The 23,021-nt window shown below is 58.8% G+C and carries 14 protein-coding genes and 1 pseudogene; 8 read left to right on the top strand and 7 right to left on the bottom strand.

Translation table 11 applies throughout. The annotated features are described in order from the left end of the window. Positions 1–102: 102 nt before the first annotated feature. The 4 genes from VI215_12765 to VI215_12750 form a co-directional block, all read right to left on the bottom strand. A complete protein-coding gene (locus tag VI215_12765) occupies positions 103–2,775 on the bottom strand; it encodes a protein kinase (protein HEY6193187.1) in 2,673 nt (890 codons plus the stop codon). Between the two features lie 261 nt (positions 2,776–3,036). Beyond that, positions 3,037–3,309: a hypothetical protein gene (locus VI215_12760; GenBank protein ID HEY6193186.1), complete on the bottom strand. Its 273-nt coding sequence runs from the start codon at positions 3,307–3,309 to the stop codon at positions 3,037–3,039. 301 nt (positions 3,310–3,610) lie between these two features. After that, the gene (locus tag VI215_12755; protein ID HEY6193185.1) at positions 3,611–4,270 is read right to left on the bottom strand and encodes an NADPH-dependent F420 reductase; all 660 of its coding nucleotides are present in this window, start codon (positions 4,268–4,270) and stop codon (positions 3,611–3,613) included. 35 nt (positions 4,271–4,305) lie between these two features. Beyond that, entirely contained in the window at positions 4,306–5,295 is a 990-nt protein-coding gene (locus VI215_12750) for an aldo/keto reductase (GenBank protein ID HEY6193184.1), read from the bottom strand. A 156-nt stretch (positions 5,296–5,451) separates the two neighbouring features. Between VI215_12750 and VI215_12745 the strand changes: the two genes are divergently transcribed. Continuing rightward, positions 5,452–7,782, top strand: a complete 2,331-nt coding sequence (locus tag VI215_12745) for a protein kinase (GenBank protein ID HEY6193183.1) — start codon at positions 5,452–5,454, stop codon at positions 7,780–7,782. Here the strand turns inward: VI215_12745 and VI215_12740 are convergent, their stop codons facing one another. Both VI215_12740 and modA read right to left on the bottom strand, forming a co-directional pair. Further along, positions 7,783–8,601, bottom strand: coding sequence for an ABC transporter permease (locus VI215_12740; protein ID HEY6193182.1), 819 nt, complete (start codon positions 8,599–8,601; stop codon positions 7,783–7,785). Between the two features lie 7 nt (positions 8,602–8,608). Continuing rightward, positions 8,609–9,361 carry a molybdate ABC transporter substrate-binding protein gene (modA, locus tag VI215_12735; GenBank protein HEY6193181.1) on the bottom strand — a complete coding sequence of 251 codons (753 nt, stop codon included), beginning with the start codon at positions 9,359–9,361 and terminating at the stop codon, positions 8,609–8,611. A 320-nt stretch (positions 9,362–9,681) separates the two neighbouring features. Here modA and VI215_12730 point away from each other — a divergent pair, with 320 nt between their 5' ends. The 7 genes and pseudogenes from VI215_12730 to VI215_12700 all read left to right on the top strand — a co-directional run bounded on the left by VI215_12730 (position 9,682) and on the right by VI215_12700 (position 21,986). Then, positions 9,682–12,909, top strand: coding sequence for a T9SS type A sorting domain-containing protein (locus VI215_12730; protein HEY6193180.1), 3,228 nt, complete (start codon positions 9,682–9,684; stop codon positions 12,907–12,909). Positions 12,910–13,324: 415 nt separating this feature from the next. Beyond that, positions 13,325–14,293: a 2,3-diaminopropionate biosynthesis protein SbnA gene (sbnA, locus tag VI215_12725; protein HEY6193179.1), complete on the top strand. Its 969-nt coding sequence runs from the start codon at positions 13,325–13,327 to the stop codon at positions 14,291–14,293. Positions 14,294–14,302: 9 nt separating this feature from the next. After that, positions 14,303–15,316, top strand: a complete 1,014-nt coding sequence (sbnB, locus tag VI215_12720; GenBank protein ID HEY6193178.1) for a 2,3-diaminopropionate biosynthesis protein SbnB — start codon at positions 14,303–14,305, stop codon at positions 15,314–15,316. Further along, a complete protein-coding gene (locus tag VI215_12715; GenBank protein HEY6193177.1) occupies positions 15,313–17,793 on the top strand; it encodes a Pls/PosA family non-ribosomal peptide synthetase in 2,481 nt (826 codons plus the stop codon). Before sbnB ends, VI215_12715 begins: the two co-directional genes overlap by 4 nt. A 10-nt stretch (positions 17,794–17,803) precedes the next feature. Then, positions 17,804–19,165 (top strand): DUF418 domain-containing protein, encoded by a 1,362-nt coding sequence (locus VI215_12710; GenBank protein ID HEY6193176.1) that lies wholly within the window; start codon positions 17,804–17,806, stop codon positions 19,163–19,165. 14 nt (positions 19,166–19,179) lie between these two features. Further along, positions 19,180–20,991, top strand: a pseudogene (locus tag VI215_12705) (non-ribosomal peptide synthetase). Next, on the top strand, positions 20,988–21,986 hold the full coding sequence (locus VI215_12700; protein ID HEY6193175.1) for a TauD/TfdA family dioxygenase: 999 nt from the start codon (positions 20,988–20,990) through the stop codon (positions 21,984–21,986). The pseudogene VI215_12705 and the gene VI215_12700 overlap by 4 nt, the downstream one beginning before the upstream one ends. Positions 21,987–22,042: 56 nt before the next feature. On the opposite strand, the gene VI215_12695 is transcribed toward VI215_12700, so the two are convergent. Next, positions 22,043–22,915 (bottom strand): 5'-3' exonuclease H3TH domain-containing protein, encoded by an 873-nt coding sequence (locus tag VI215_12695; GenBank protein HEY6193174.1) that lies wholly within the window; start codon positions 22,913–22,915, stop codon positions 22,043–22,045. Positions 22,916–23,021 lie beyond the last annotated feature (106 nt).

Raw genomic sequence — 23,021 nt, 5'->3', positions numbered from 1 at the left:
CCCTTGCTGCGCGACAAGGCCCACGCAGTGATGCTGGTGAAGTTCAGCCCGCAGGATGTCCAGTCGATGCACGTGATGTAGCGGCCGAAGGGCGTCCGCCTCTCATTCAACCTTGTATTTCTCCATCAGTTTCTGAAAGCGAGGCGACGATCCGAGCGAAGCGAACTCAGGATCGTGCTGAACGAAGTAGGTGGTATAGATGCTCGGAATCGTCAGGACCTGCGCGAGCCTGTCGATTGCAGCATCGGTTTCTCCCGTGACGGCGTAGATCTGAGCGATGGAATAGAGCGCGTTCGGGCCGCCGTCCATCGCGTCTTTTTCCAGCGGCATGAGATCCACGCATTTCCTGCCTTCTTCGATCGCTCTCGCCTTTTGACCGAGATGCGCTAAAATACTTCCCAGAGCCGCATGAACCGTCCATTCTCCGGGATAGATCTTCACGGCATTCTCAGCCAGGACGCGTGCGCTGTCGAGGCATCTCCGGGATTGATCATGCCGGGAGGTTTTCTCAAGGAGAACAGCCATGTCCATATAATAGGCCACAGGGTTGATATCCGGTTGAGCGAGGACAGTACGGGCAAGATGCTCCCTGGCCGCCGGAAAATCATGCAGGGCCAGGTCGAATTGGAAGCTCCTTTCCTTGTACTGCCATGAGTTCGTATCGTCGGACTCATCGGTGAAGACTTTGTACGCCGCTGCGACATCTCCTTTCTTGGAGAATACCGCCAGAGAGTGTACTGAAGCGATCTGCGTGGACTTTCTTCCGAACACCACGACCGCGCGGGTGAAATGTTCATCGGCGGAGTTGTACCGGCGCATGATCAGTTCGAGATATCCCAGTTCGAACCAATTTCGCCAGGCTTTGGGATCGAGCTCGCTGCCCCTCGTAAGAAGATCGAGACTCTCCTTGAATTTCCCCTGCCTCCGCTTGACGTAACCGATCGCTGAAATGATGTCCGCATTGTTCGGCTGGAGCTGGAGGGCAAGCGTAAAATACTTCAGCGCCTGTTCGTAATTCCTCGAACCGTAATAGTTGTAATATCCCTGAGCCCAATAGGCATGAAATGAGGTCGGTTCCAGCTCCAGGACTCTATCGAGCGACTTCTTCGCGAGAACGATGAAACTGTCGGAACTCTGTCCCTGAAAAGTCCGGAACGCGTACATGCGGACCATTTGCGCGTAGGCGTCCGTGAACCTGGGATCGAGACTGACGGCCTTTCCAAACAGCGCGACAGCCGCCTGCAGGTTCGCCGGAGTCATGGTGCTCACAGCCTGCTGGCCGCGGAGAAAATAATCGTACGCTTCCGCGTTGTCCGTCGGTATGGATTGAATGGCCTTCCGGTCGACAGGATTCAAGACCACCTCCAGCGCGCTCGCCACCTGACGGGCGATGTCGGATTGTATCTCGAAGACATTTGAAAGTGTCCCCTCGAAGGATTGGGACCACACCTGCGTGCCGTCGGCGACTTTCACCAGGGACGGATTCACCAGAAGGCGTGCCGCACTGTGACGGACACTGTCGCCCTCTTCCCAGCGAATCGTCCCCTGAAGGAGATAACCCACGCTCAGTTCCCTGCCGATATCCGGTACCTGTTTCGCCGTCTTCTTATATTGTACCGAGCTTGCGCGTGCGATCACCGCGAGCCCCGAGAGCCCGCTCAGCTTCGTCCGTATCTCGTCGGTGAGGCCGTCGGCAAAGTATTCGCGTTCGGCAGGGCCGAGGCTCTCGAAAGGCAGGACCGCAATCTTGTTCAATGACGGGTTGTTGGCGGCCGCATTTCCCGGCATTTTCTCCCGGAAGACGTAGATTCCCGCTGCAAGAAGAAGCAGGGCGGCGCCCGCTATGATCGGAGTCATCCTCTTGCGTCCCGCGGAGGGTTTCGCCGGATCCACCGGCAGGATGCTCTCCGTACCCCTCGAGGAAGGCTGAAGTGCCACTGCGCCCGTCCTGGCATATTCCATGCCTTTTCGTTCGCGCTTCAGGTCGGCGAGCATCTCGTCGGCGTGCTGGTACCGGTCCTCCCGATCCTTCGCCAACGCTTTGGAAACGATTCGCTGGAGTTCCGGGGTGATCTTGTCGTTGAACCTCTCGAGGGGCAGGGGGTCCTCGTTGATGAGAGAATAGAGCATGGCGGCCTGATGGTCGCCGCGGAAGGGGAGCTTACCCGCAAGGAGCTCGTAGAGGACGACTCCGGCGGAAAAAATGTCGCTTCGGGCGTCGACATCCTCACCCTGAGCCTGCTCCGGCGACATATATGCGGCTGTTCCGAGCGTGCTTCCCGCCTTCGTGAGTTTGGAAGATCCCTTAAGTTTGGCGAGCCCAAAATCTGTGATCTTCAACTCCCCCTTGCCGGTTACGAGAAGGTTCTCCGATTTGATGTCTCTGTGGACGATTCCTTTTTCATGCGCGATGGAAAGTCCTGTACACATCTGGATCGCAAGATCGATCGCCTTCTTGACGGCGAGGGGTTCTTCGTCAAGGATCAGTTTACTCAGCGTCCGGCCATCCACATACTCCATCGCCAGGAACATCTGCCCTTCCGATTCGCCGATTTCAAAAATCGCCGTAACATTTGGGTGCAAAAGTTGCGATGCCGCCCTGGCCTCCTGATAGAACCGTTCCCGTTCCGACCGGTCGGCGGTCAACGCCTGGGGGAGAAACTTTAAGGCGACGGTGCGGTCGAGGGTGGTGTCATGGGCTTTGTACACCACACCCATTCCTCCTTCGCCGAGTTTATCGAGGATCTTATAGTGGGAAATTACGGAGCCGATCATCACGGGTCAAAGTAAGGAAATCAATGGGGATATTCAACTGGGGCGGTGACAGACTCCTGCTGGATGAAGTACTAACTGGTTCGAACAAAGCCATTGTCCTTGCGGAAAAAAGAGAGGCGCGGACGGAGATCTATGGATGGTACGGGATGACGGGGGGAACCGCAACAGATCGGGAATAGTTTTGGACCCGGGCGAGGCGGGTGTGTTCGCCACAGGGAGGAGCGGCGGGCGATCCGCCGCCGCTCCCCACGCTACGAGACCCTAGGAGCTGTACTTGCCGCCCAAATTCAACATGTAGGGCTTCACTTTGTGGCCCGCCGCCTGCATGATCGCCGGGACTTCCGGGTCGGTGACGAAGTTCTTCCATCCGTTCTCATCCCAGTCGAATATCACCCACACGCGGTCGGGCTCGTTCGGATCGCGGAACACGGTCGATCCCTTGGACCCGTGCTGCTTCCGCTTCTCGGCGCCCTTGGTGGAGAAGACATTTAACCATCGGTCGAAATCCTCGACCTTCGTCGTTGCGAGTATCATTTCTTACCTCCTTTGAGTGGGTATGTGCTGTTAAACCAAGAGTTTGTCCGTAGCAGGGCGGGAATGATTCTGCCTTCGGAAGGTAATCAGCCAGCGCGAGATAGTCAAATTCTGGGTAGTTCCTCAGTTTCAGTGAACAGTCATCCTGAGGGAGCGGAGCGACCGAAGGATCTCGTCTTTCCGACCTGCGAGATCCTTCGCGGAGTTTACACTGAGCGAAGCGAATGTGCTCAGGATGACAAAACGAGACACTATCCAATTCTGATATCCATTCCTCAAGTCTTATAAGTTCTTCCATCTGTTACCGGCCGGATTTCCCGCTCGTAAAGCGCTCAAACCGGTAGGCGAGCTCGGGCCCTCCCTTGCCCTCGTAGGCGAGCTGTGCGACAAGGAGCGCAAATGGCTCGGTGTAGCGCGCGATCCGTAATGATCCGGCATCAACGGGGTCAAATCCGACGTCCTGGATCAGCCGGGCCGCTACAGCCTTGGCGCGCTTATCGTCTCCGCAGTACACCAGGCTCGGGCGATCGTTCCGGCGTCTGGATTCGAATACTCCGAAGAGAACCTCGCTTGGGATGGTGTTAAAGGCCGACACGACCCGCGCCTTCGGGATTTTCTTTGAGAGTTCTTCGGCTCCCGAGGTGGAACCGGCAAGGATGAGCTTCGTATTACGAATATCCATCGGTAGCGAGCAGGTCACGACGACCTTGCCTGCCAAATCGCCCGTCTGCTTGAGGACATCGCCGGTTCGGGACCAGTGCACCGCCAAAAGCAGGGCGTCCGAGTCCTTCGAGGCATCGCCCGGTGTGCCCGCACGCGCGTTGTTGCCGGCATTCCGCGCGAGCTTTTTTAGTTTTTGGTCTGTGTGAGCGTAGCTGAAAACCACTTCGTGCCCGGCGCGCGCAAAGATCGTCCCGAGCTTGCCGCCCATCAACCCCGAACCCAGAATTCCTATTCGCATGCCGGTCTCCTTCGCATTGGTTACATGATTGCCGGTCAGAGACCCGTTTTCCGTTCCAGTTCCTCCGGATAGCGGGCCCCTTGCACCTCGATCGTTGACGCGGCACTTTCGATCTCCTCGAGATCACCCGGGGTCAGGTTGACGGCGGCGCCTCCGATGTTCTCCTCCAAACGGCTCAGCTTCGTCGTTCCCGGGATCGGGACAATCCACGGCTTTTGAGCGAGGAGCCAGGCCAACGCAATTTGTCCGGGAGTCGAATTCTTCCGGCGTGCAATATCGCTGAGAAGATCGACCAGAACCTGATTCGCCTTCCGGTTTTCAGGCGCAAAACGGGGAATCTTGTTGCGAAAATCAGAGCTGTCGAACGAAGTGTTTTCGGTGATCTTCCCCGTGAGAAAACCTCTGCCCAGAGGGCTGAACGGGACGAAGCCGATTCCCAGTTTTTCCAGTGCGGGGATCATCTCCGGTTCGGGCTTTCTCCACCATAACGAGTACTCGCTCTGGAGCGCGGTGACCGGCTGGACCGCGTGCGCCCTCCGGACCGTTTGAACACCCGCTTCAGAAAGTCCGAAGTGTTTCACCTTTCCTTCCTGGATCAGTTGCTTCACCGCTCCTGCGACTTCTTCGATCGGCACGTTCGGGTCGACCCGGTGCTGATAGAGCAGATCGATGGCATCAACCTTGAGCCGTTTGAGCGAGAGCTCCACGGCCTGCCTGATATGCCCGGGCCGGCTGTCCAATCCCGACTGCCCTCCCCCGGAATCAAACTTGAAACCGAATTTGGTCGCGACCACGACGCGTCCGCGGAAGGGGAGTAGCGCTTCACCCACAAGTTCTTCGTTCGCGAAGGGGCCGTACGCCTCAGCGGTATCGAAGAATGTTATGCCTCGCTCCACGGCCGACCGGATGAGCGAGATCATTTCCTGCCTGTCTCGGGGCGGGCCGTAGCCGTGGCTCATTCCCATGCAGCCGAGCCCCATTGCGGAAACCAGCAGGCCGCTTGTTCCCAGTTCACGCTGTTCCATATATCTCCTTCTCTCAGGTGATCCAATGTAAGAATTCTCCTTACGAAAACAGAAGATTTCAATCATCGGATCCCGTCTTCGCGCTCTCCGGGAGGTTGATAGTCATCCCTATTTTGGTTAGTTTGGTGTCAATATTTTTGTGCAGCCAGGAAACCAATGATCGGCCAAACGATATCACATTATAGAATTCTCGAGAAACTTGGCGAGGGAGGTATGGGCGTGGTCTACAAGGCCGAAGACCTCACGCTCAAACGCATCGTCGCGCTCAAATTTCTGCCCGACCGGGTTAACCAGAACGAAACGGACAAAGCCCGGTTCCTTCAGGAGGCGCAGGCCGCGGCCGGGTTGAACCACAACAATATCTGCACGGTTTTTGGAGTCGAGGAACACGATGGACGGCTGTTCATGTCCATGGAGTATGTCGACGGCGGAACGATGCGGGAAAAACTGCCGTTTGCCGACGCGCAGGACGCCGTCGCTCTCGCGATCCAGATCGGGGAAGCTCTGCAGGAAGCGCACGCAAAAGGCATCGTGCATCGGGACATCAAGGCCGACAATATCATGCTGACCTCGAAGGGTCAGGCGAAAGTAATGGATTTCGGTCTGGCCAAGCTCAAGGGGTCGCTCAAGTTGACGAAGACCTCAAGCACGGTCGGCACGCTCGCCTATATGGCGCCGGAACAAATTCAGGGAGGCGAAGCCGATCCGCGAAGCGATATCTTTTCCTTCGGCGTTCTGTTGTTTGAAATGCTGTCGGGGAGGCTCCCGTTCCGGGGCGAGCATGAGGCCGCGATCATGTACTCGATCGTCAACGAGGAGCCCCAACCCCTCGAACAGTTCAACAAGAACGTCCCGGCGGGGCTCTCCCGCGTGCTGGAGCGCGCTCTCGAGAAAAACCCGGATGCGCGGTATCAATCGATGCAGGAGGCTGTGAGCGACCTCTCGCTGCTCCGGCAGGGTGTTGCATTGCCCGCATCGTCAGCGCGGGGGGCGGCCAGGAAACCGGTCCGCGCAGGACCGAGACTCCTTCGCCCGATAATTTGGGTTCCGTCGCTCCTTGTCCTTGTCGCGGCGGTAGCCGCGCTGTTCCTTACGGATCGGGGCGGAACGGCGATCGATTCGATCGCGGTCCTTCCCTTTGCAAACGCCGGCGACAACAAGGATCTCGAGTATATGAGCGACGGAATCACGGAGTCGCTCATCAACTCCCTCTCCGAAGTCGGCTCACTCCGGGTTCTTCCGCGAAGCACGGTGTTCCAGTTCAAGGGCCAGGAGGCCAGGGCGCAGGCGATCGGGAAGGAACTCGGTGTGAAGGCGGTGCTGACCGGGAGAATCGTTCCGCGGGCGGACAAACTGAACATCCAGGTCGAGCTGATCGACGTTCAAAAGGAGGCGCAGCTCTGGGGCGAACAGTTTAACCGGCCGATGAGTGATTTCCTTGCGGTTCAGCAGGAGATCGCCGGAACTATTTCCCAAAAACTCCAGCTGAAGCTCTCCGGCACCGAAAAGGTGAAGCTCCTGAAGCAATACACGGCGAACAATGAAGCCTACCAACTCTATCTTAAGGGAAACTTTTTTATTCAGAAATCCACGCCGGATGGGCTCGCAAAAGGATATGAACTCATGAACCAGGCCGTGAGACTCGATCCGAAGTTTCCCCTGCCGTATGTGGGGATCGCATATTACTACGCGGTCGCGACTGATTTCACCCTCGCTCCCGCCATAGCGATGCCTGAGCTGAAGAAAGCCACCGATCGCGCTCTGGAGGCCGATGACCAATTGGCCCAGGCGCGCGCGATGTCGGGATGGTATGATCTCTGGTACGTGTGGAATTGGAACGGCGCCCGGGAGCAACTCCTCGCTGCCATAGATTTGAATCCGAACGAGTATTTGCCCCATTGGTTTTATAGCTTGTACCTGGCGGCACAAGGAAAGTTTGACGAATCGGTCCTGGAAGGGAAACGGTGCGCGGAACTTCAACCGCTCTCTCCCGAGGAGGTTTCTTTTTATGGCCTGATGTTATACTACGCCGGAAGGTTTGATGAGGCGGCCGCGCAAGAGCAAAAGGCGATCGATCTCGATCCCAATTATCCCTTCGGATATCTTTTTATGGGATACTACGACGTTCAGAAAGGCGATTTTCCAAAGGCGGTCGGCGAGTACCGGAAGGCATACGATCTGTTCTCCTGCCCCTGGACGCTTGCCCGCCTGGGGTACGCTCACGCGAGGGCCGGAAACCGGAAGGAGGCGGCGAGGGTTCTCGATTCATTGAAAGAGCAGGCGAAGCGAATGTACGTCGCGTCCGATATTGTAGCGTCCATTTATGTCGCATTGAACGACCGCGAACACGCGTTCGAGTATCTGCAAAAAGGATATGAAGAACGCGCCGGCTGGATGATCTGGCTCGGCGTAGATCCGATCTGGAACCCGCTCCGCACCGATCCGCGATTCTCCGCCCTGCTGAAGAAAATGGGGCTGAAGAATTGATCAGAGGATCGCGAGGCGTTCCTTCAAGAGTTTCCTGACCGTGAGAAGCACGAGGAAGGAGAGGAAGAGCAGAATCAACGCGAGGGTGACGGCGATTCTGAAATCGATTTCGAATCCCATGTAGATGGCAAGAGGCATCGTTTGAGTCTTCCCCGGAAAGTTGCCGGCAAAAATGATTGTCGCCCCGAATTCGCCGAGCGCGCGCGCCCAGGTCATGATCGTCCCACCGGCAAGCGCATGAATCGATAACGGAACAGTGATCAATCGGAATCGTTGCGACGGGGAAGCCCCGTCGATCTCAGCGGCTTGCTCAAGTTCGCGCTCGACGGTGGAAAACCCGGCGCGGGCGGATTTGATGTAGAGCGGCGCCGCAACGAAGAGTTGGGCGAGGATGACGGCTGTTTGTGTGAATGGGATATCGATGCCCATATCCGAAAGAACCCCGCCCGCCAGTCCGCGCCTGCCGAACGCCAGCAAAAGAGCAATACCGGCCACGGAGGGCGGGATGAGGATCGGCAAGTCGATGAATGTGTCTACGACCGATTTGCCCCGAAAACTTCGTCGCGCCAAAAGGTATGCGACGGGCGTCCCGGCGATCACGGTGATGATGGTGGCAATCCCGGTCGTGACCCCGCTGAGAGTAATTGCCTCCGCGACCTGACCGCTCTGGATGGAATCCAGAAAGCCGGCGGGAGAGAGTCGCAGCAGGAGGCTGAGGCACGGAATCAGCAGGAAGGAAACCATCGGGAGGGAAAGGCCGGCCAGCAGCCATGATCTGGCGCGCATGCTCGAAAACCTGTAATTCAATTTGGCCGGCATAGAAAGATTACCGCCTCCCGGCCCGGCTCGCTACCATGAATCCGAAATTCGCGAGGACCCGGCCCCCCTCATCGGAGAGAATGTACTCGAGAAACTCTTTCGCAACCTCGGGCGACCGCGTTTCGCGCACGATCGCTATCGGGTATTCTGCGATGATGTTTAGTTGATCAGGAATATCGATGCGGCGTATCTCGCGCGAAGTATCACGGGCGATATCCGAGGAATAGACGATTCCGGCATCGCATTCATCAAGCCTCACTTTGCTCAGCACCGCTCTCACATTTTCTTCGTAGGATACGACATTCCTGAGAACGTCCCGCTTAAACGAAGGGCCAGGCTCCCTGGATTGCGAGCAACGATCGAGGAACTGGAGAGCGTACTGCCCGGCCGGCACGCTCGAATCGGCCAGAACTACCTTGAGACCCGGCTTCGCGAGGTCTTTCAGGCCGGCGAGGTGGGCCGGATTGTTCCTCGGAAGGATGACCACGAGCCGGTTGCGGGCAAAAACTCTGAGGAGAGTCGTATCGATCAAGCCGGCTTTGATCGCGATGGCCATCTGCTTCATACTTGCCGGTGCGAAGAGATCGGCTCGCGCGCCTTGCACGATTTGCTGCGCGAGCTGTTGGGAACCCCCGAAGTTGAACACGATCTTCACCGGAGGATGGCCGGCCCCGAACGTTTTTCCCAGCGTTTGAAATGCTTCGGTAAGGGAGGCGGCGGCGAAGACGGTTAATTCCGCATTCGGCTCAGGCTGTGCCACGACTGGAGAACTGACCCTGAGGAGAAGGATTACGCATGCCAGAAAACGGGAAAGTCTTATGTGATCGTGCCCTTCAATTTATTTCTGGCGCTTAATTTCATGGGACAGTCAGGATGGATTTGAACCCCTTGTTCGGATGCGCTAGTGCCTGTCCGAAACTATGAATTTCGTCCCAGAAATGCAACAATGGAGAGTGTTAAGTTCCTTTGCGAGCAGGTGTGACGGAAGACCATTTTGCTCTTCTTCCCTCTGAACAAGAAAAGCCTTGATTCTGGCACGAGAGTTCGTACATTTGAACGATCTGTTTGAAAGGAAAAGCAGTGAGAACTTATTTCCCGATTCTCCTTGTGTTCGTTGTTACGCTGGGAGTTTTCTCGTCAACGGCCTCTTCTCAGGCCTACAGGCTCATCGACGTGCAGTCGTACCTGGCGACCGACCTCAACGACTCGGACGAGGTCGTGACGATCGATTGGCCCGGCGGCGACCTTTTCGTTTCTTCGGTATGGAAGGACGGTTCCAAACAGGGTCTGGGGACCCTCTACCCGGGCGGCTCGACCGAGGCGTACGGTATCAACAGAGCCGGGCAGGTTGTTGGTTCTTCCTGGAGCCCCGGGAATGCGGGCAGCCGTCATGCCTTCCGGTGGCAGAACGGCATCATGACCGACCTTGGTACGCTCGGCGGACCGTACTCTGAGGCGCGGGATATCAACGATTCGGGACACGTTGCGGGGCGCTCAATCATAAGCAATGATACCGGTATCTTTCATGGTTTTGTATGGGAAGGCGGCTCGATGACAGATCTGGGCACGCTTGGAATTGGATCTTTCGGAGCAGCGATCAACAACATCGGGCAGATTGCCGGCCAATCTGAAGTCAATGACACTCTCAGGCACGCTTTCCGCTGGCAAAACGGAAGCATGTCTGACCTGGGCACGTTGGGAGGAAATCTATCCGACGCGCGCGGAATCAATAACCTCGGACAGGTTGTTGGAAGCTCCACAAAAATTGCAGCGTCGGAATCCTATGCCTTCATTGCGAGCAATGGGGGGATGACGGACCTTGGGTTCCTTGCTGCGCCCGATCCTTTTCCCGGTTTCTCCGAGGCGTTCTCGATTAACGACTCGACCGAAGTTGTCGGCGCCTCTTCGTGGGTTCATAGCCTTCAGGGAAATCTCAACCACGCCTTTGTTTGGAGAGATGGTGTCATGACCGACCTCAACAATGTCGCCGACACCGCCGGGGGATGGGAGCTTATCGTCGCGACAGCCGTCAATAATCGCGGGGACATCCTGGCAACCGCAATCCGCTCCGGCCGGCAACAAGCCGTTCTCCTGAAGAAATCGCAGAGTATCGTCCTGACCAGTCCACGGGGAGGCGAACGGTCGGTCAGCGGAGATCAGGATACTATTCGGTGGTTGAACGGGCTCCCGCCCGGTTCCAATGTCATCCTTTGGTATAGCATCAACGACGGGCAAAGCTGGCGACTGATTGAGAACGCCTATCCGGCGGTCCTGGGGCGATACGTCTGGACTATTCCCGATACAACGGCCGCTCATGCACGCATCAAAATCGAGTCTGCGTCAAACGATACCCTGTTCGACGAGAGCGGCCCCTTCGTGATAAAAGGATATGTCCTCACTAAATTCTCACCCACGAACGAATATCTCGAGTACAACTCCGCGTCCGACCGATGGGGGTTCGGGAATACCCCGTATGAAGTCTGGCCCCTCTCCTGGACGAACAAATTCGATTATTCGGGTATCGACCCTTATACCGGAGCAAGTTACGCGACGGGTCAGCCCGTCACGACCGAGATATTCCTGAACGCTCTCTCCGCGGATCACCCCGACTGGATTTCGTTTGTCCGAACCTTCGGGGTCACCCATTGTTACCAGAATGTCGCGAATTCTACCTACTCGCCCACCGCAGTCCTGAGATGGGCCAGCGTCAAAGGAGTGTGGGGCGGGTCGTGTTTTGGGTTCGCGATTTCCAACGCCATCGCTTTTCGTTACAAGTTCGATTTCAGAAACAAGTACACGCGGTTTCCTGATTATGACATTGCGTACGACGTCCACTCCGATACGAACACGATACCCGTCATCAATGAGGTCTTCACCCACCAGTTTGGCGAACCGCACCAGAGCAACTTCGACGCGGTCAGTTCCAAGACTCCGAATGTGACTCTGCGTGAATTGAAGGAACGCCTCTTAAGTGACGAAGCCGCGGTTCACACGTTCAACATCTATAACAATCATGGGAGTGGCGCTCACTCGGTTCTTCCGTATAAAGTCTGGAAGGACCCCTCCTTCGGGAGCATTTACCGCATTGGGGTTTATGATAATGCTCACAATGGCGTCCTCAATGCGGAAATCACAATTGATACGGCAGGGAACGGGGGTAATGGAACGTGGGAATTCCCGCTCTGGCCAGGGTGGGGAGGGGATGCAGGGTTAGTCCTCGCAGACCCGTCTGTGCTCTACCTGAACAATCCGACATTACCAAAGCATCCTCCGGAGCGTAGCGTAACCCCGTTTCTTCTTTCTCCAAACACTCTCGAGATCCACCCCATCTCCGGAGCGGCGATACGGGTACTCGACACGTTGGGAGGGGAGATTGGGTACTCCGACAGTGTCATTCATAATACCCTGCCCGGCGCCCATCCCCTGATGCTTCTCAACGGAAGCGCGTCGCCCCCGTATGGCTATCGACTTCCCACGAATAGATACGCGATTACTCTGAGCGATTTCCCGGGGGACAAATCGCATGTGTTTCTCTCGACCGGGAACAGAACATTCCTGTTCGATCGCTCCGGATCGAGCAGCACGCAGACGGACCATCTCACCTTCGACGGAAGTCTCTCCGTCTCAAATCCGGATACCGGATCGAAGACGATCAACCTGACGGATGTTGTCAACAAGAACAACCTTGGAATCGGGGAATATGTCTGGACAATCGGATCGCTGCCGATCTCCATGGACGACTCCGTACGAATTGAGAACCTTCCCGCCGACGGGCTCAAACTCAACATGTACGGTTCAGATTCGAGAACGTACAGGCTGGGACTCGAATTGGACGCGAGTACCGGGAGCAAACGCTTCAGGCATGACCAGGTGACATTGGACGGAAATTCGTCCCACATCATTCAGCCGGATTGGAATGCCATTTCTCCCGGGTCCAATTTGAAGATCCTGATCGATCTCGGGAATGACGGGACAATCGACGACTCGATCTTCGTCCAGAACGAAGTTACCGGGGTCCGGGAGGGCCTGGCGGCCGGCATCCCGTCGGAATTCAAGCTCTACCAGAATTTCCCGAACCCGTTCAACCCCCGAACGATCATCAGCTATGAGATTCCGACCCCAACGCCGGTCGTGCTTAAAGTATATGATCTCTTCGGGCGTGAAGTCGCAACACTTGTGGATGGGGTTCAGGATGCGGGGTTCAAGTCCGTTCAGTGGGATGCGACCGGTATGGCAAGCGGAGTCTATTTTTACCGGTTATCGGCTGGAAGGTTCACACAAACAAGGAAGCTCGTGTTGGTTCGGTAGGCGAATAGGACCGTCCACAAACTTCTTTACAATCGAATCGCGCCACCCGGGAACCCTCCAAAATTCGTCGGGAAGGCTCATATCGCGGGCAGCGATGGGGTTTCCTCAGCTAATTCCCGTAGGAAAAAAATACCCGTTTCACCCCATTGTTTTTGCCACCCCCGGGTCATAACTTGAACAGTGAAGAGGGGACCTTCATCCGAGCTTTGCCCCTATCCGTGACGCCCGCTTGCTTTTGAAAAGAAACCGCTTCAGCGCTCCCTGCGTTGAAGTGCGCCAATCAGCGATAAAACGCCTCAATATGGAGGGTTGGCGAATGACCTACATCAAAAGATACAGCGACATTAGCCCGGACTTCGGGTTCCAAATGCGCTCTCCGGCTGTAGGCAGAGCCTTCCGGAGTCCGTTTCCGGAAATCCGCCCGGTACCCAAAAGGGCCCCCGATCTGGTTACCCGCCTAGAGCAGCTCCGCAAAATACTGCGGCCCACGCCTCATGTGCCGCTCACCATGGAGGGGATGCGGCTCTTCGCGAAACTTGAATACACCAATCCCGTCGGAAGTGTCAAGGACCGTTCGGCCTACTGGATTCTTAAGCGGGCTGCCGAGAGGGGAGAGATCTCCGAAGAGACCACGGTGATAGAGTCCTCCTCCGGGAATTTCGCCTGCGCCCTTGCCGCCTACACGCACCTGCTGGGGCTCAAGTTCATACCGGTAATCGATCCGAACATTTCCGGAACGTATGAAGCGTTCCTTCGCCGTCTCTGTCCGCGGGTGGTGAAGGTTGAGGAGCGCGACGACACCGGAGGGTTTCTCAAGACCCGGCTGGATATGGTGAAGCGGCTGTGCGCCAGTATACCGGATTCCTTTTGGACCAACCAGTATGGGAACCCGGACGCTATGGAAGCGCATTACGAGCTCACCGCGGGGGAGATATGCGCTGAGTTCGATTCGCTCGACTACGCCTTCATCGGCGTGAGCACTGCGGGAACCATCGCGGGTATGTCCCGACGGCTCAAACTGCGCTATCCCTCCATCCGGATCATCGCCGTTGACGCGGCGGGATCTGTCATTTTCGGTGACACGCCCGCGAAGCGCCATATTCCCGGCGTCGGCTCGAGCATCGTCCCCCCGTTGTTATCTCATGCCGTCATCGACGACGTGGTGCTGGTGCCTGAGCGGGAAACTGTGGAAGCGTGCCGCGAGCTGCTCATGACCCATGGACTCCTGGTGGGCGGGTCGAGCGGGACGGCCTACGCTGCGATCAAACGATACAGATGGCGGATGCATAACGGGAAGCTCCCGACGGTCCTGTTCCTGTGCGCTGACCGTGGAACGGCATACCTTGATACGGTATTCAACCCGTCGTGGGCAGCCCAACTTTGACGGACGACCATGGAATTCCCGATCTCGATCATCAATGGCAAGACAGTCTCCGATGTCATCCGCGCGCATCGCGCGGAGTGCATCGACGTCGTTCGGGATGCCTATCTCGCGCACGCCAACAATCAGACCGTCAATCCCGACAGCCATTTCCTCCGGTTCCCCGACAAGCCGGACTGCCGGATCATTGCGCTTCCGGCTTACCTGGGAGACGGGGTGGGCGTTGCAGGACTGAAGTGGATCGCCAGTTTTCCTGAGAACGTCCGGCGCGGCTTTCCGCGCGCTTCGGCGGTGCTCGTGCTTAATAGTTACGAGACCGGATACCCTTTTGCCATCATCGAAAGCTCGATCATCTCGGCTGCGCGCACGGCGGCATCGGCCGCTCTCGCCGCGTACTGGATGAATGGGCGGGAGCGCAGGGCTCGCACGCTGGGGATCGTGGGCACGGGATTTATCGCCCGGTACGTCTACGACTTCCTGGTTGATACGGGATGGGCGATCGATAACGTCCGCCTGTGCGACGCGTTGCCTTCCGAGAGCGAGAAATTTCGAAACACGGCGTGCCGCCCCGAGCTCCATCGCACGGTGAGGGCCGTTTCCGAAGTGACGGAGCTTCTCAGGGAGTCCGACATGATCGTCTTCACGACGGTCGCCTCCGCTCCTCACATCACCGATCCGGCGCTGTTCGGGCACAACCCGCTGGTCCTGCACATCTCGCTTCGCGATCTGGCCCCCGGAATCCTCCTCAGATCCCAGAACGTGGTCGACGATGTGGATCATGTCATGAAGGCAAATACTTCCCCGCATCTCACCGAGCAGCAGACCGGGAACCGGGCCTTCGTCACGGGCACTTTGAGCGACATCATCCTGGGTCACCGGTCGGTGAACCGGGAGCGGCCGATCATTTTTTCCCCCTTCGGTATGGGGATCCTGGATGTGGCGGTCGGCAAGTGGGTGTACGACCAGGCGGTCGCCTCAGGGCAAGACCTCCGGGTAACGGACTTTTTTTACGAGACTGCCCGATGAGAACGGCCGTTGAGGAGCATCTCCCGGACGAGGCGACGGACGTCGAGACTGGCTTCGCCGAGCTGCTCGCTGAAGTGCTGAAGCTCGATCGCGTCTCTGTGGATAGCAATTTCTTTTGTGACCTCGGGGCGGACTCGCTGGTCATGGCGCATTTCTGCGCGCGGGTGAGAAAGCGCGGCGGCCTGCCGTCGATCTCGATGAAAGACGTCTACGCGCATCCGACGATCAGCGGCCTCGCGGCGGCGGTCGCAGAAGCCACTCCCGCCCATCCCGCCGGCACCCCGACAGCGGAGGCGCCGGATCCACCTACACCTATCGTCTCGCGCGAGTACGTGGTAGCCGGTGCCCTGCAGGCCCTCTTCTACTTCGGGTTTTCGTATCTCGGCGTCCTCGCTGCCCTGGGGGGCTATCAATCGCTCGTCGCCGGAGCTGCGGGCGCCGAGCGGATAGTACGCCTCGTGCTCTTCGGCGGCGTGGTTTTCCTGGTCGTATGTACGGTGCCCATTGCGGCGAAATGGCTGCTGGTCGGCCGCTGGGAGGCGCGAAAGATTCGCCTCTGGAGCCTGGGGTACGTCCGCTTCTGGATCGTCAAGACACTGATTCATTCGAATCCAGCCCCCTACCTGTTTGTCGGCTCGCCGCTGTACGGTCTCTATCTGCGGGCGCTGGGCGCCAAAGTCGGCGCCGGGGCGGTGATCCTCTCGCGGCGCATCCCCGTCTGCACCGACCTGCTGACGATCGGCGCGGGAACGGTCATCCGCAGGGAGGCGAGCCTCCTCTGCTACCGGGCGCAGGCCGGCCGGATAGAGATCGGACCTGTGACTCTCGGCCGGAACGTTTTCGTGGGCGAGATGTCCGTCCTCGATATCGATACCGCAATGGGCGACGGAGCGCAGCTCGGTCATTCCTCCGCGCTCCTGCGCGGTCAGGCGGTGCCGGCCGGAGAGCGATGGCACGGATCCCCGGCGCTGCGCACGGAAACCAACTACTTGCGAATTCCGCCGTCTCCCGGGGGGAACGGCACGGTCCGACGGGCCGTTTCCGGCGCCCTCACGCTGATCAGAATCCTGTTAATCGCCGCCCCGCTCCTCGAGCTTGGCCTGGGGATTCTGTTTGCCCAGGTGTCTTCACTGGTCGAGATGCTCGACCCGGGCGTGCACGCCGGCGCCGGTGTTTTGACGGCGAGCGGACTCCTGATCGAGGCGTTTGCCTTCTCGTCCGTTCTCTTCTTCGGCGAGATGCTCGTCGGTCTCCTCGCCATCGGCACCGTCCCCCGCGCGTTGAGGATCTTCATCAAGCCGGATACGGTCTATCCGCTTTATGGGTTCCGCTACACCCTCTACCGGTTCACCGCGGCTCTCAGCAGGCTGCGGTTCTATCCGATGCTCTTCGGTGACAGCTCCTACATCGTCCACTTTTTGAGGTGGGCCGGCTATCGCCTCACGCCCTTCGTGCAAACCGGATCGAATTTTGGCAGCGAAGTGACCACCTCGTACCCTTTCCTGACGTCCGTCGGTACCGGCACCATGGTCGCCGACGGCCTGAACGTGATCACCGATGAGATCTCGAGCTCGTCGTTCCGACTGTCGCAGGCGGCGATAGGCCCCCGCAACTTCCTGGGCAATTACGTCACCTACCCCGCCGGCGGGAGGACGGGCGATAACGTCCTGCTCGGGACGAAGGTCATGGTCCCGATCGACGGCAAGATTCGGGAAGGGGTGGGCCTGCTCGGGTCGCCGCCTTTTGAGATTCCGCGGTCCGTCGAGCGCGACAGCCGCTTCGACCATCTGCGCACGGGCGAAGCGCTGCGCCGGGGCCTGGCCGCGAAGAACCGCTTCAACCTCTGGACGATCGGCATCTTTCTCTCCACGCGGTGGCTCGGTGTTTTCCTCATAGCGCTCATCGACCTTGCGGCCCTCGAGTTATTCGCCGACGCATTCGGCCATGCGGTCATGGCGGCGATGTTCGCCCTCAGCGCTGTGGTCGCCGCGACCTACTACGCGCTCGTGGAACGGTGGTTCGAGGCGCTCGGCCCGCCACCGCCGGCCATCTGTTCGATCTATGACCGGGGTTTTTGGTGGGTTGAGCGCGTCTGGAAGCTGCACCCGATCAACTTCCTTCACCTCTTCGATGGCACGCCGTTCAAGAGCATTCTCTGGCGTCTGATAGGTGTGAAGTTCGGCAGGAGGGTGTTCGACGACGGCGTCTTCATCTCCGAGCCGACGCTCACCGTCATCGGGGACGAGTGCGTGCTCAATCAGCAAACCATTGTCCAGTGTGATTCGCAGGAGGACGGCACCTATAAATCGGGCCCCATCGCGATTGGCTCCGGCTGCACCATCGGGGTGGGCGCGTTCGTGCACTACGGCGTGACGATGGGGGATGGCGCGGTGCTCGCGGCGGACTCCTTTCTGATGAAGGGGGAGACTATTCCGCCGGGAGCGCGGTGGGGTGGCAACCCGGCGAGGGAGATATAGGATGACTGCCGTGAGCTTGCGAGACCACGACGGATTGACCTCTGCCGCGGGCGGCAGGGCGTTTGCGGGGCCTGTGGGCGAAACGGAACGGATCGTCCCGATGGATGTGCTGCGCGGCTTTGCGCTGCTCGGAATCCTCGTGATGAATATCCAATTGTTCGCGATGGTGGAGGCGGTGTACCAGAATCCGGCGGCGTACGGCGATCTGACCGGGACAAATTTCCTCGTGTGGCTCTTCTCGCACCTGCTGGCGGATCAGAAATTCATTTCGATATTCTCGATGCTGTTCGGGGCGGGCATCGTTCTCATGTGGCAGAATGCGGAACGGTCGGGAGCCCGGGCGACGCGCCTCCATTATCGGCGGATGGGCTGGCTGATCCTGTTCGGGCTTCTGCACGCGTATCTGCTCTGGTATGGCGACATTCTTTATACGTTCGGAATGTGCGGGCTTTTCGCCTACCTTGTTCGGCGCAAAAGCCCGGGGACGCTCGTATCCTATGCTCTGGTTCTGGCGGCGATCGGCTCGCTGATCGCAATCGGACTCGCTTTGTTCTGGGTACCGCACCTCTCTCCCGGGAGCAGAGCCGATTTCATCGACGACTGGCGGCCGGGTCCGCAATCGATCAACGAGGAGCTGGCGGCGTATCGGGGCTCCTGGATCGAGCAGATGCCGGACCGCGTAGAGAGCGCGCTCGACATAGAGACCTCGGAGTTTCTCACATTTTACGCCTGGAAGGTCTCGAGCCTGATGCTCCTCGGGATGGCCCTGTTCAAGCTCGGCGCTTTCCATGCGCGGTGGAGCCGCGGGCGGTACCGGGCGCTCATGGGGACGGGGCTGCTCGTTGGAATTCCCGTGATCCTGTTCGGGGTCGTTCAGAACTTCTCGAGAAACTGGGACGCCGGATATTCGGCCTATCTGGGAGGGCAATACAACTACTGGGGAAGCTATCTCGTCGCGCTGGGATGGACCGGCCTTGTCATGCTCTGGTGCCAGAGCTCGCGGGCTTTGGCCCTAAGGGAGCGGATGGCAGCCGTTGGCCGCATGGCATTTTCGAATTACATCCTGCAAACCCTCATCTGCACGATGATCTTTTATGGAACCGGTTTCGGTTATTTTGGGAGCGTGCCCCGCACCGGCCAGATCCTCATCGTCTTCGCGATTTATTCCTCCCAACTCGTGATGGCCCCAATCTGGCTTCGCCATTTTCGGTTCGGACCGCTCGAGTGGCTCTGGCGGACGCTGACATACGGTGAACACCAGCCATTTCGGCGCGATGCCGTCCGGTCGGCTGCGCGTAATCCGTATGATCCGTCACTCAATGAAAACCGATCGCTCACGAAAGTGGCGCCGGGTGGGGGAGGCGTAAGATGATCGACCCCGGCAGTGTGCAGGGTGTTGGACCCAGCCGGACCCTTCCCGATAGCCGGGTCCACGAACTCTTCGAGGACCAGGCCCGGGCGCGCCCGACCGCCATCGCAGCCACGAACGGCAACGGACAGATGACGTACCGGGAGCTCAATTCTCGCGCCAATCAACTGGCCAGGGCTCTGGTGAAACGGGGGCTCTCACGCGAAGGTGTCGTGGGGGTGGTGACCGAACGCAATCTGGACTGGTTGACCGCGGTGATCGCAATCTTCAAGGCCGGCGGGGCGTACTTACCCGTCGAGCCGCATTTTCCCCCTGATCGAATCGCCAAAATGCTCTCGCGGGCGGGTTGCCGGCTCGTCCTGACAGAACGGGGCAGCATTGTGATGCTCGAACGGGCGCTCGACTCGGTGCCGGGAGTCGGGAGGTTTTTCATCGAGGAGGCATTCAGAGAAAATCATCCCGACGGCGATCTTAGAATTCCCGTGGCGCCCAACCAGCTCGCATATATTTACTTCACATCCGGCTCAACCGGCGAACCCAAAGGGGCGATGTGCGAGCATGAAGGGATGCTCAACCACCTCATCGCGAAGATCGACGATCTCGAAATCGGCGAGGGAACGGTGGTGGCCCAGACGGCGCCACAGTGCTTCGACATCTCTCTCTGGCAGCTGATTTCAGCGGTGCTGGCAGGCGGTCGCACGCACCTGGTCGAGCAGGAGATCATTCTCGACGCAGGGCGGTTCCTCCAGAGGATCGTCGAAACCGGAGTCAATATCGTTCAGGTTGTGCCCTCCTACCTCGAAGTACTCATTTCCGATCTATCGCGGACCCCGCGCTCGTTGCCCGATCTCCAATATGTGGTGGCCACGGGCGAGGCTTTGAAGAAGGAGTTGGTCGAGCGTTGGTTCGCGGTTCAACCCCGGATCAGACTTGTGAACGCGTACGGGCTCACCGAAACCTCGGACGATACCAACCACGAGATCATGGATCGGGCCCCGTCCGGGGAGCGAGTTCCCCTCGGCCGGCCCATCAGTAACGTGAACATCTACCTCATGGACGAACAGCTATCGCCGGTGTCCGCGGGCGCTGCCGGCGAGATCTGCTTTTCCGGGGTTTGTGTCGGCAGGGGATACATCAACGATCCCGAGCGGACGGAACAGGCGTTCCTCGCTGATCCGTGCCGCCCGGGCCAACGGATGTATCGGAGCGGGGACTTTGGCCGTTGGTTGCCTGACGGGAAGCTGGAGTACCTCGGCCGCAAGGATAGTCAGGTGAAGATCAGCGGATTCCGGATAGAGATCGGAGAGATTGAGAACAAACTTCTCCGTGTCCCCGGTGTGAGCGAAGCCGCCGTTGTAATCACGGAACGCCCCGACCAGAGCCGGCAATTGGTGGCTTTCTACTCAGGCGACCAGGTGGATCCCGCCATGATGCGGGAGCGGCTCGGCGAGTTGCTGCCCAGGTATATGGTTCCGTCCGCTTTCTCCTGGCGGCGCGTGCTGCCGCTGACGGGGAACGGCAAGATCGACCGGAAGGCGCTGACGGCGCTCGCCGGAGAGCTCGATCACGCCGACCAACGCCACGAGGGGCCGGGCACGAAGACCGAGCAACGGTTGGCGGCCGCGTGGGCGGAGGTACTTGGCATTGCCAAAGAACAGATAGGCAGGCGGGATCACTTTTTCGACCTCGGGGGCACATCGCTCTCCGCCGTGAGGCTGGCGATTGTTCTCGATCGTGAGGTCTCCACGAAGGACGTGACGGCGCACCCGATCCTCGCCGATCAGGCGGAGTTGATCGATAGAAAAGGCGAAGGGGGTGTGCTGAAATGAGCTCGCCCTCGATCTCCATCGTCAACGTGGATTTGCGCCCCGGGAAGCCGCCGATGCTCACTGCAGAACCGAACGGCGACGCGGTGCGCTGGGCTGCCGGGCACTGTGCCATGTTGCGTGACCTTGTAAATGAGCACGGCTCGCTCATGGTGCGCGGCCTGGGGCTCCGGGACGCAGCAGGCGCCGGTGCCGTCTTCCGGCAATTGGGGAACCTCATCGAAGAGAAAGAGGCATTCGCACCCCGGCACGTCTATGCTCAGGGGGTCTACTCCGCGTCCAAGTGGCCGCCCGGCCAGGCGATGTGCATGCACCACGAACTCAGTTATCTGCACGCGCCCCCCGGCCTCATCCTCTTCGCATGCCTGAGGGCGGCAACTTCCGGGGGAGCCACCCCGGTGGCCGATTCGGCCGCAGTGCTTGAGGCGCTTCCCGCAGAGTTGGTCCGCCGCTTTGAGCGGCTGGGTTGGCTCTTGATCCGCAATTATAATGAAGAGATCGGGGCGTCGTTCGCCGAGGCATTCGGCACAAACGACCGTGCCGCCGTCGAGAGTTATTGCCGGGCCAACGCCATCAGGTTCGAGTGGCAGCCCGGCGGCGGGCTGCGAACCTGGCAGCGGCGGAACGCAATCCGACAACACCCCCTTAACGGCCGGCGGTGCTGGTTCAACCAGATCGCTTTCCTGAACGAATGGACGCTCGATCCGGAAGTGCGCGAATACCTGATAGACCTCTACGGCGAGCAGGGGCTGCCGTTCAACACCCGCTTTGGCGACGGCGAAGCGTTCGGAGCGGACGTCGTCCGGGCGATCAACGAAGTGTACGATGCGAACGCCGCACGCGAGCGATGGCAGGATGGCGATCTGCTGCTCGTGGACAATATTCGCACCGCGCACGGTCGGGAGCCCTTCGAGGGACCGCGTGAGGTCGTGGTGGCGATGCTTGAACCGATGACGAACCCGGGCTCCCCTCCAGCGGACGGAGTGGGCGGCGGGTGAAGAAAAGATTCGGGAATGATTCGCTCGTCAGAAGACGGTTGATCCCACCCGCCACATTAGGAACGCCACGCTGAAATGCGCTCCGGGAGGGTGTTCACTCCCAGGTCCGCGCAAAGAGACTTGAAACTTCTTTTCGCACCGCGCCATTTCAAATCAGGAAGCTTCTCCCGGAGCGGAACGTCCTCGCGGAGGGTGGCCAACCGGCGAAATAACAAGGCGTCGATGCGATGGCCTTCAAGATTCTCCGAGAGATATTGTGCGCGGCTCACCGGCACTCTCCATTTCTTGAAGTCAGCCGGGATTTGTTCCAGATGCCTGAACCGGGCAAGTACCGCGGAGGTCGATTTTTCCCCCCACCCGGGAATTCCGGGGTAACCATCGGCAGAGTCTCCCACCAGCGCAAGCCAGTCCGGGATCGATTCCGGTCGCACTCCGAACTTCTGGAGAACGCCTTTTTCATCGAGCACGATCTCACGGCGCCTGTCCCAGCAAACCACCTTTTTGCCCCGCACCGACTGGGCAAGATCCTTGTCCGGCGAGCATATGACGACCTGATCGACCCCCTTTGCGTCCCTGAAGCGCGATGCAGCCGTTGAGAGAGCATCGTCCGCTTCGAACTCGACCATCGGCCACACGACAATACCCAGAGCGGAGACCGCCTTCTCCGCCAGGGAGAACTGCGCAAGAAGTTCCTTGTCAACCCCTTCTTCGGTTTTGTAGCCGGCATAGAGCTTATTGCGGAAAGATTTGATCACGTGATCGAACGCGCATGCAAGGTGCGTTGTCCCGTGCGTATGAAGAAGCGAAATGAGGCTCCGGACGAGGCCAACGGTCGCCCCGACCTCGCTTCCATCCGGCGCTTGCCTCTTCGGAGCGCCGAAGTAGTTGCGGAAGAGCTCGTACGTGCCGTCGATGAGATGTATTTTCATTTGACATTCCTCATTCCATTCTGATTTCCCGGGGTCCACCCGGACCCCTCAAGGTACGGGTTCCTGCGAATATACCAAAAGGCTGCGCCTGCCAGGTCCGAGGCAT

The organism is Bacteroidota bacterium, from assembly GCA_036522515.1.
Lineage (GTDB): Bacteria > Bacteroidota > Ignavibacteria > UBA10030 > SZUA-254 > VBOC01.
The sequence above is the reverse complement of the archived record's forward strand: the minus strand, read 5'-3'. Positions and strand labels throughout refer to the sequence as shown.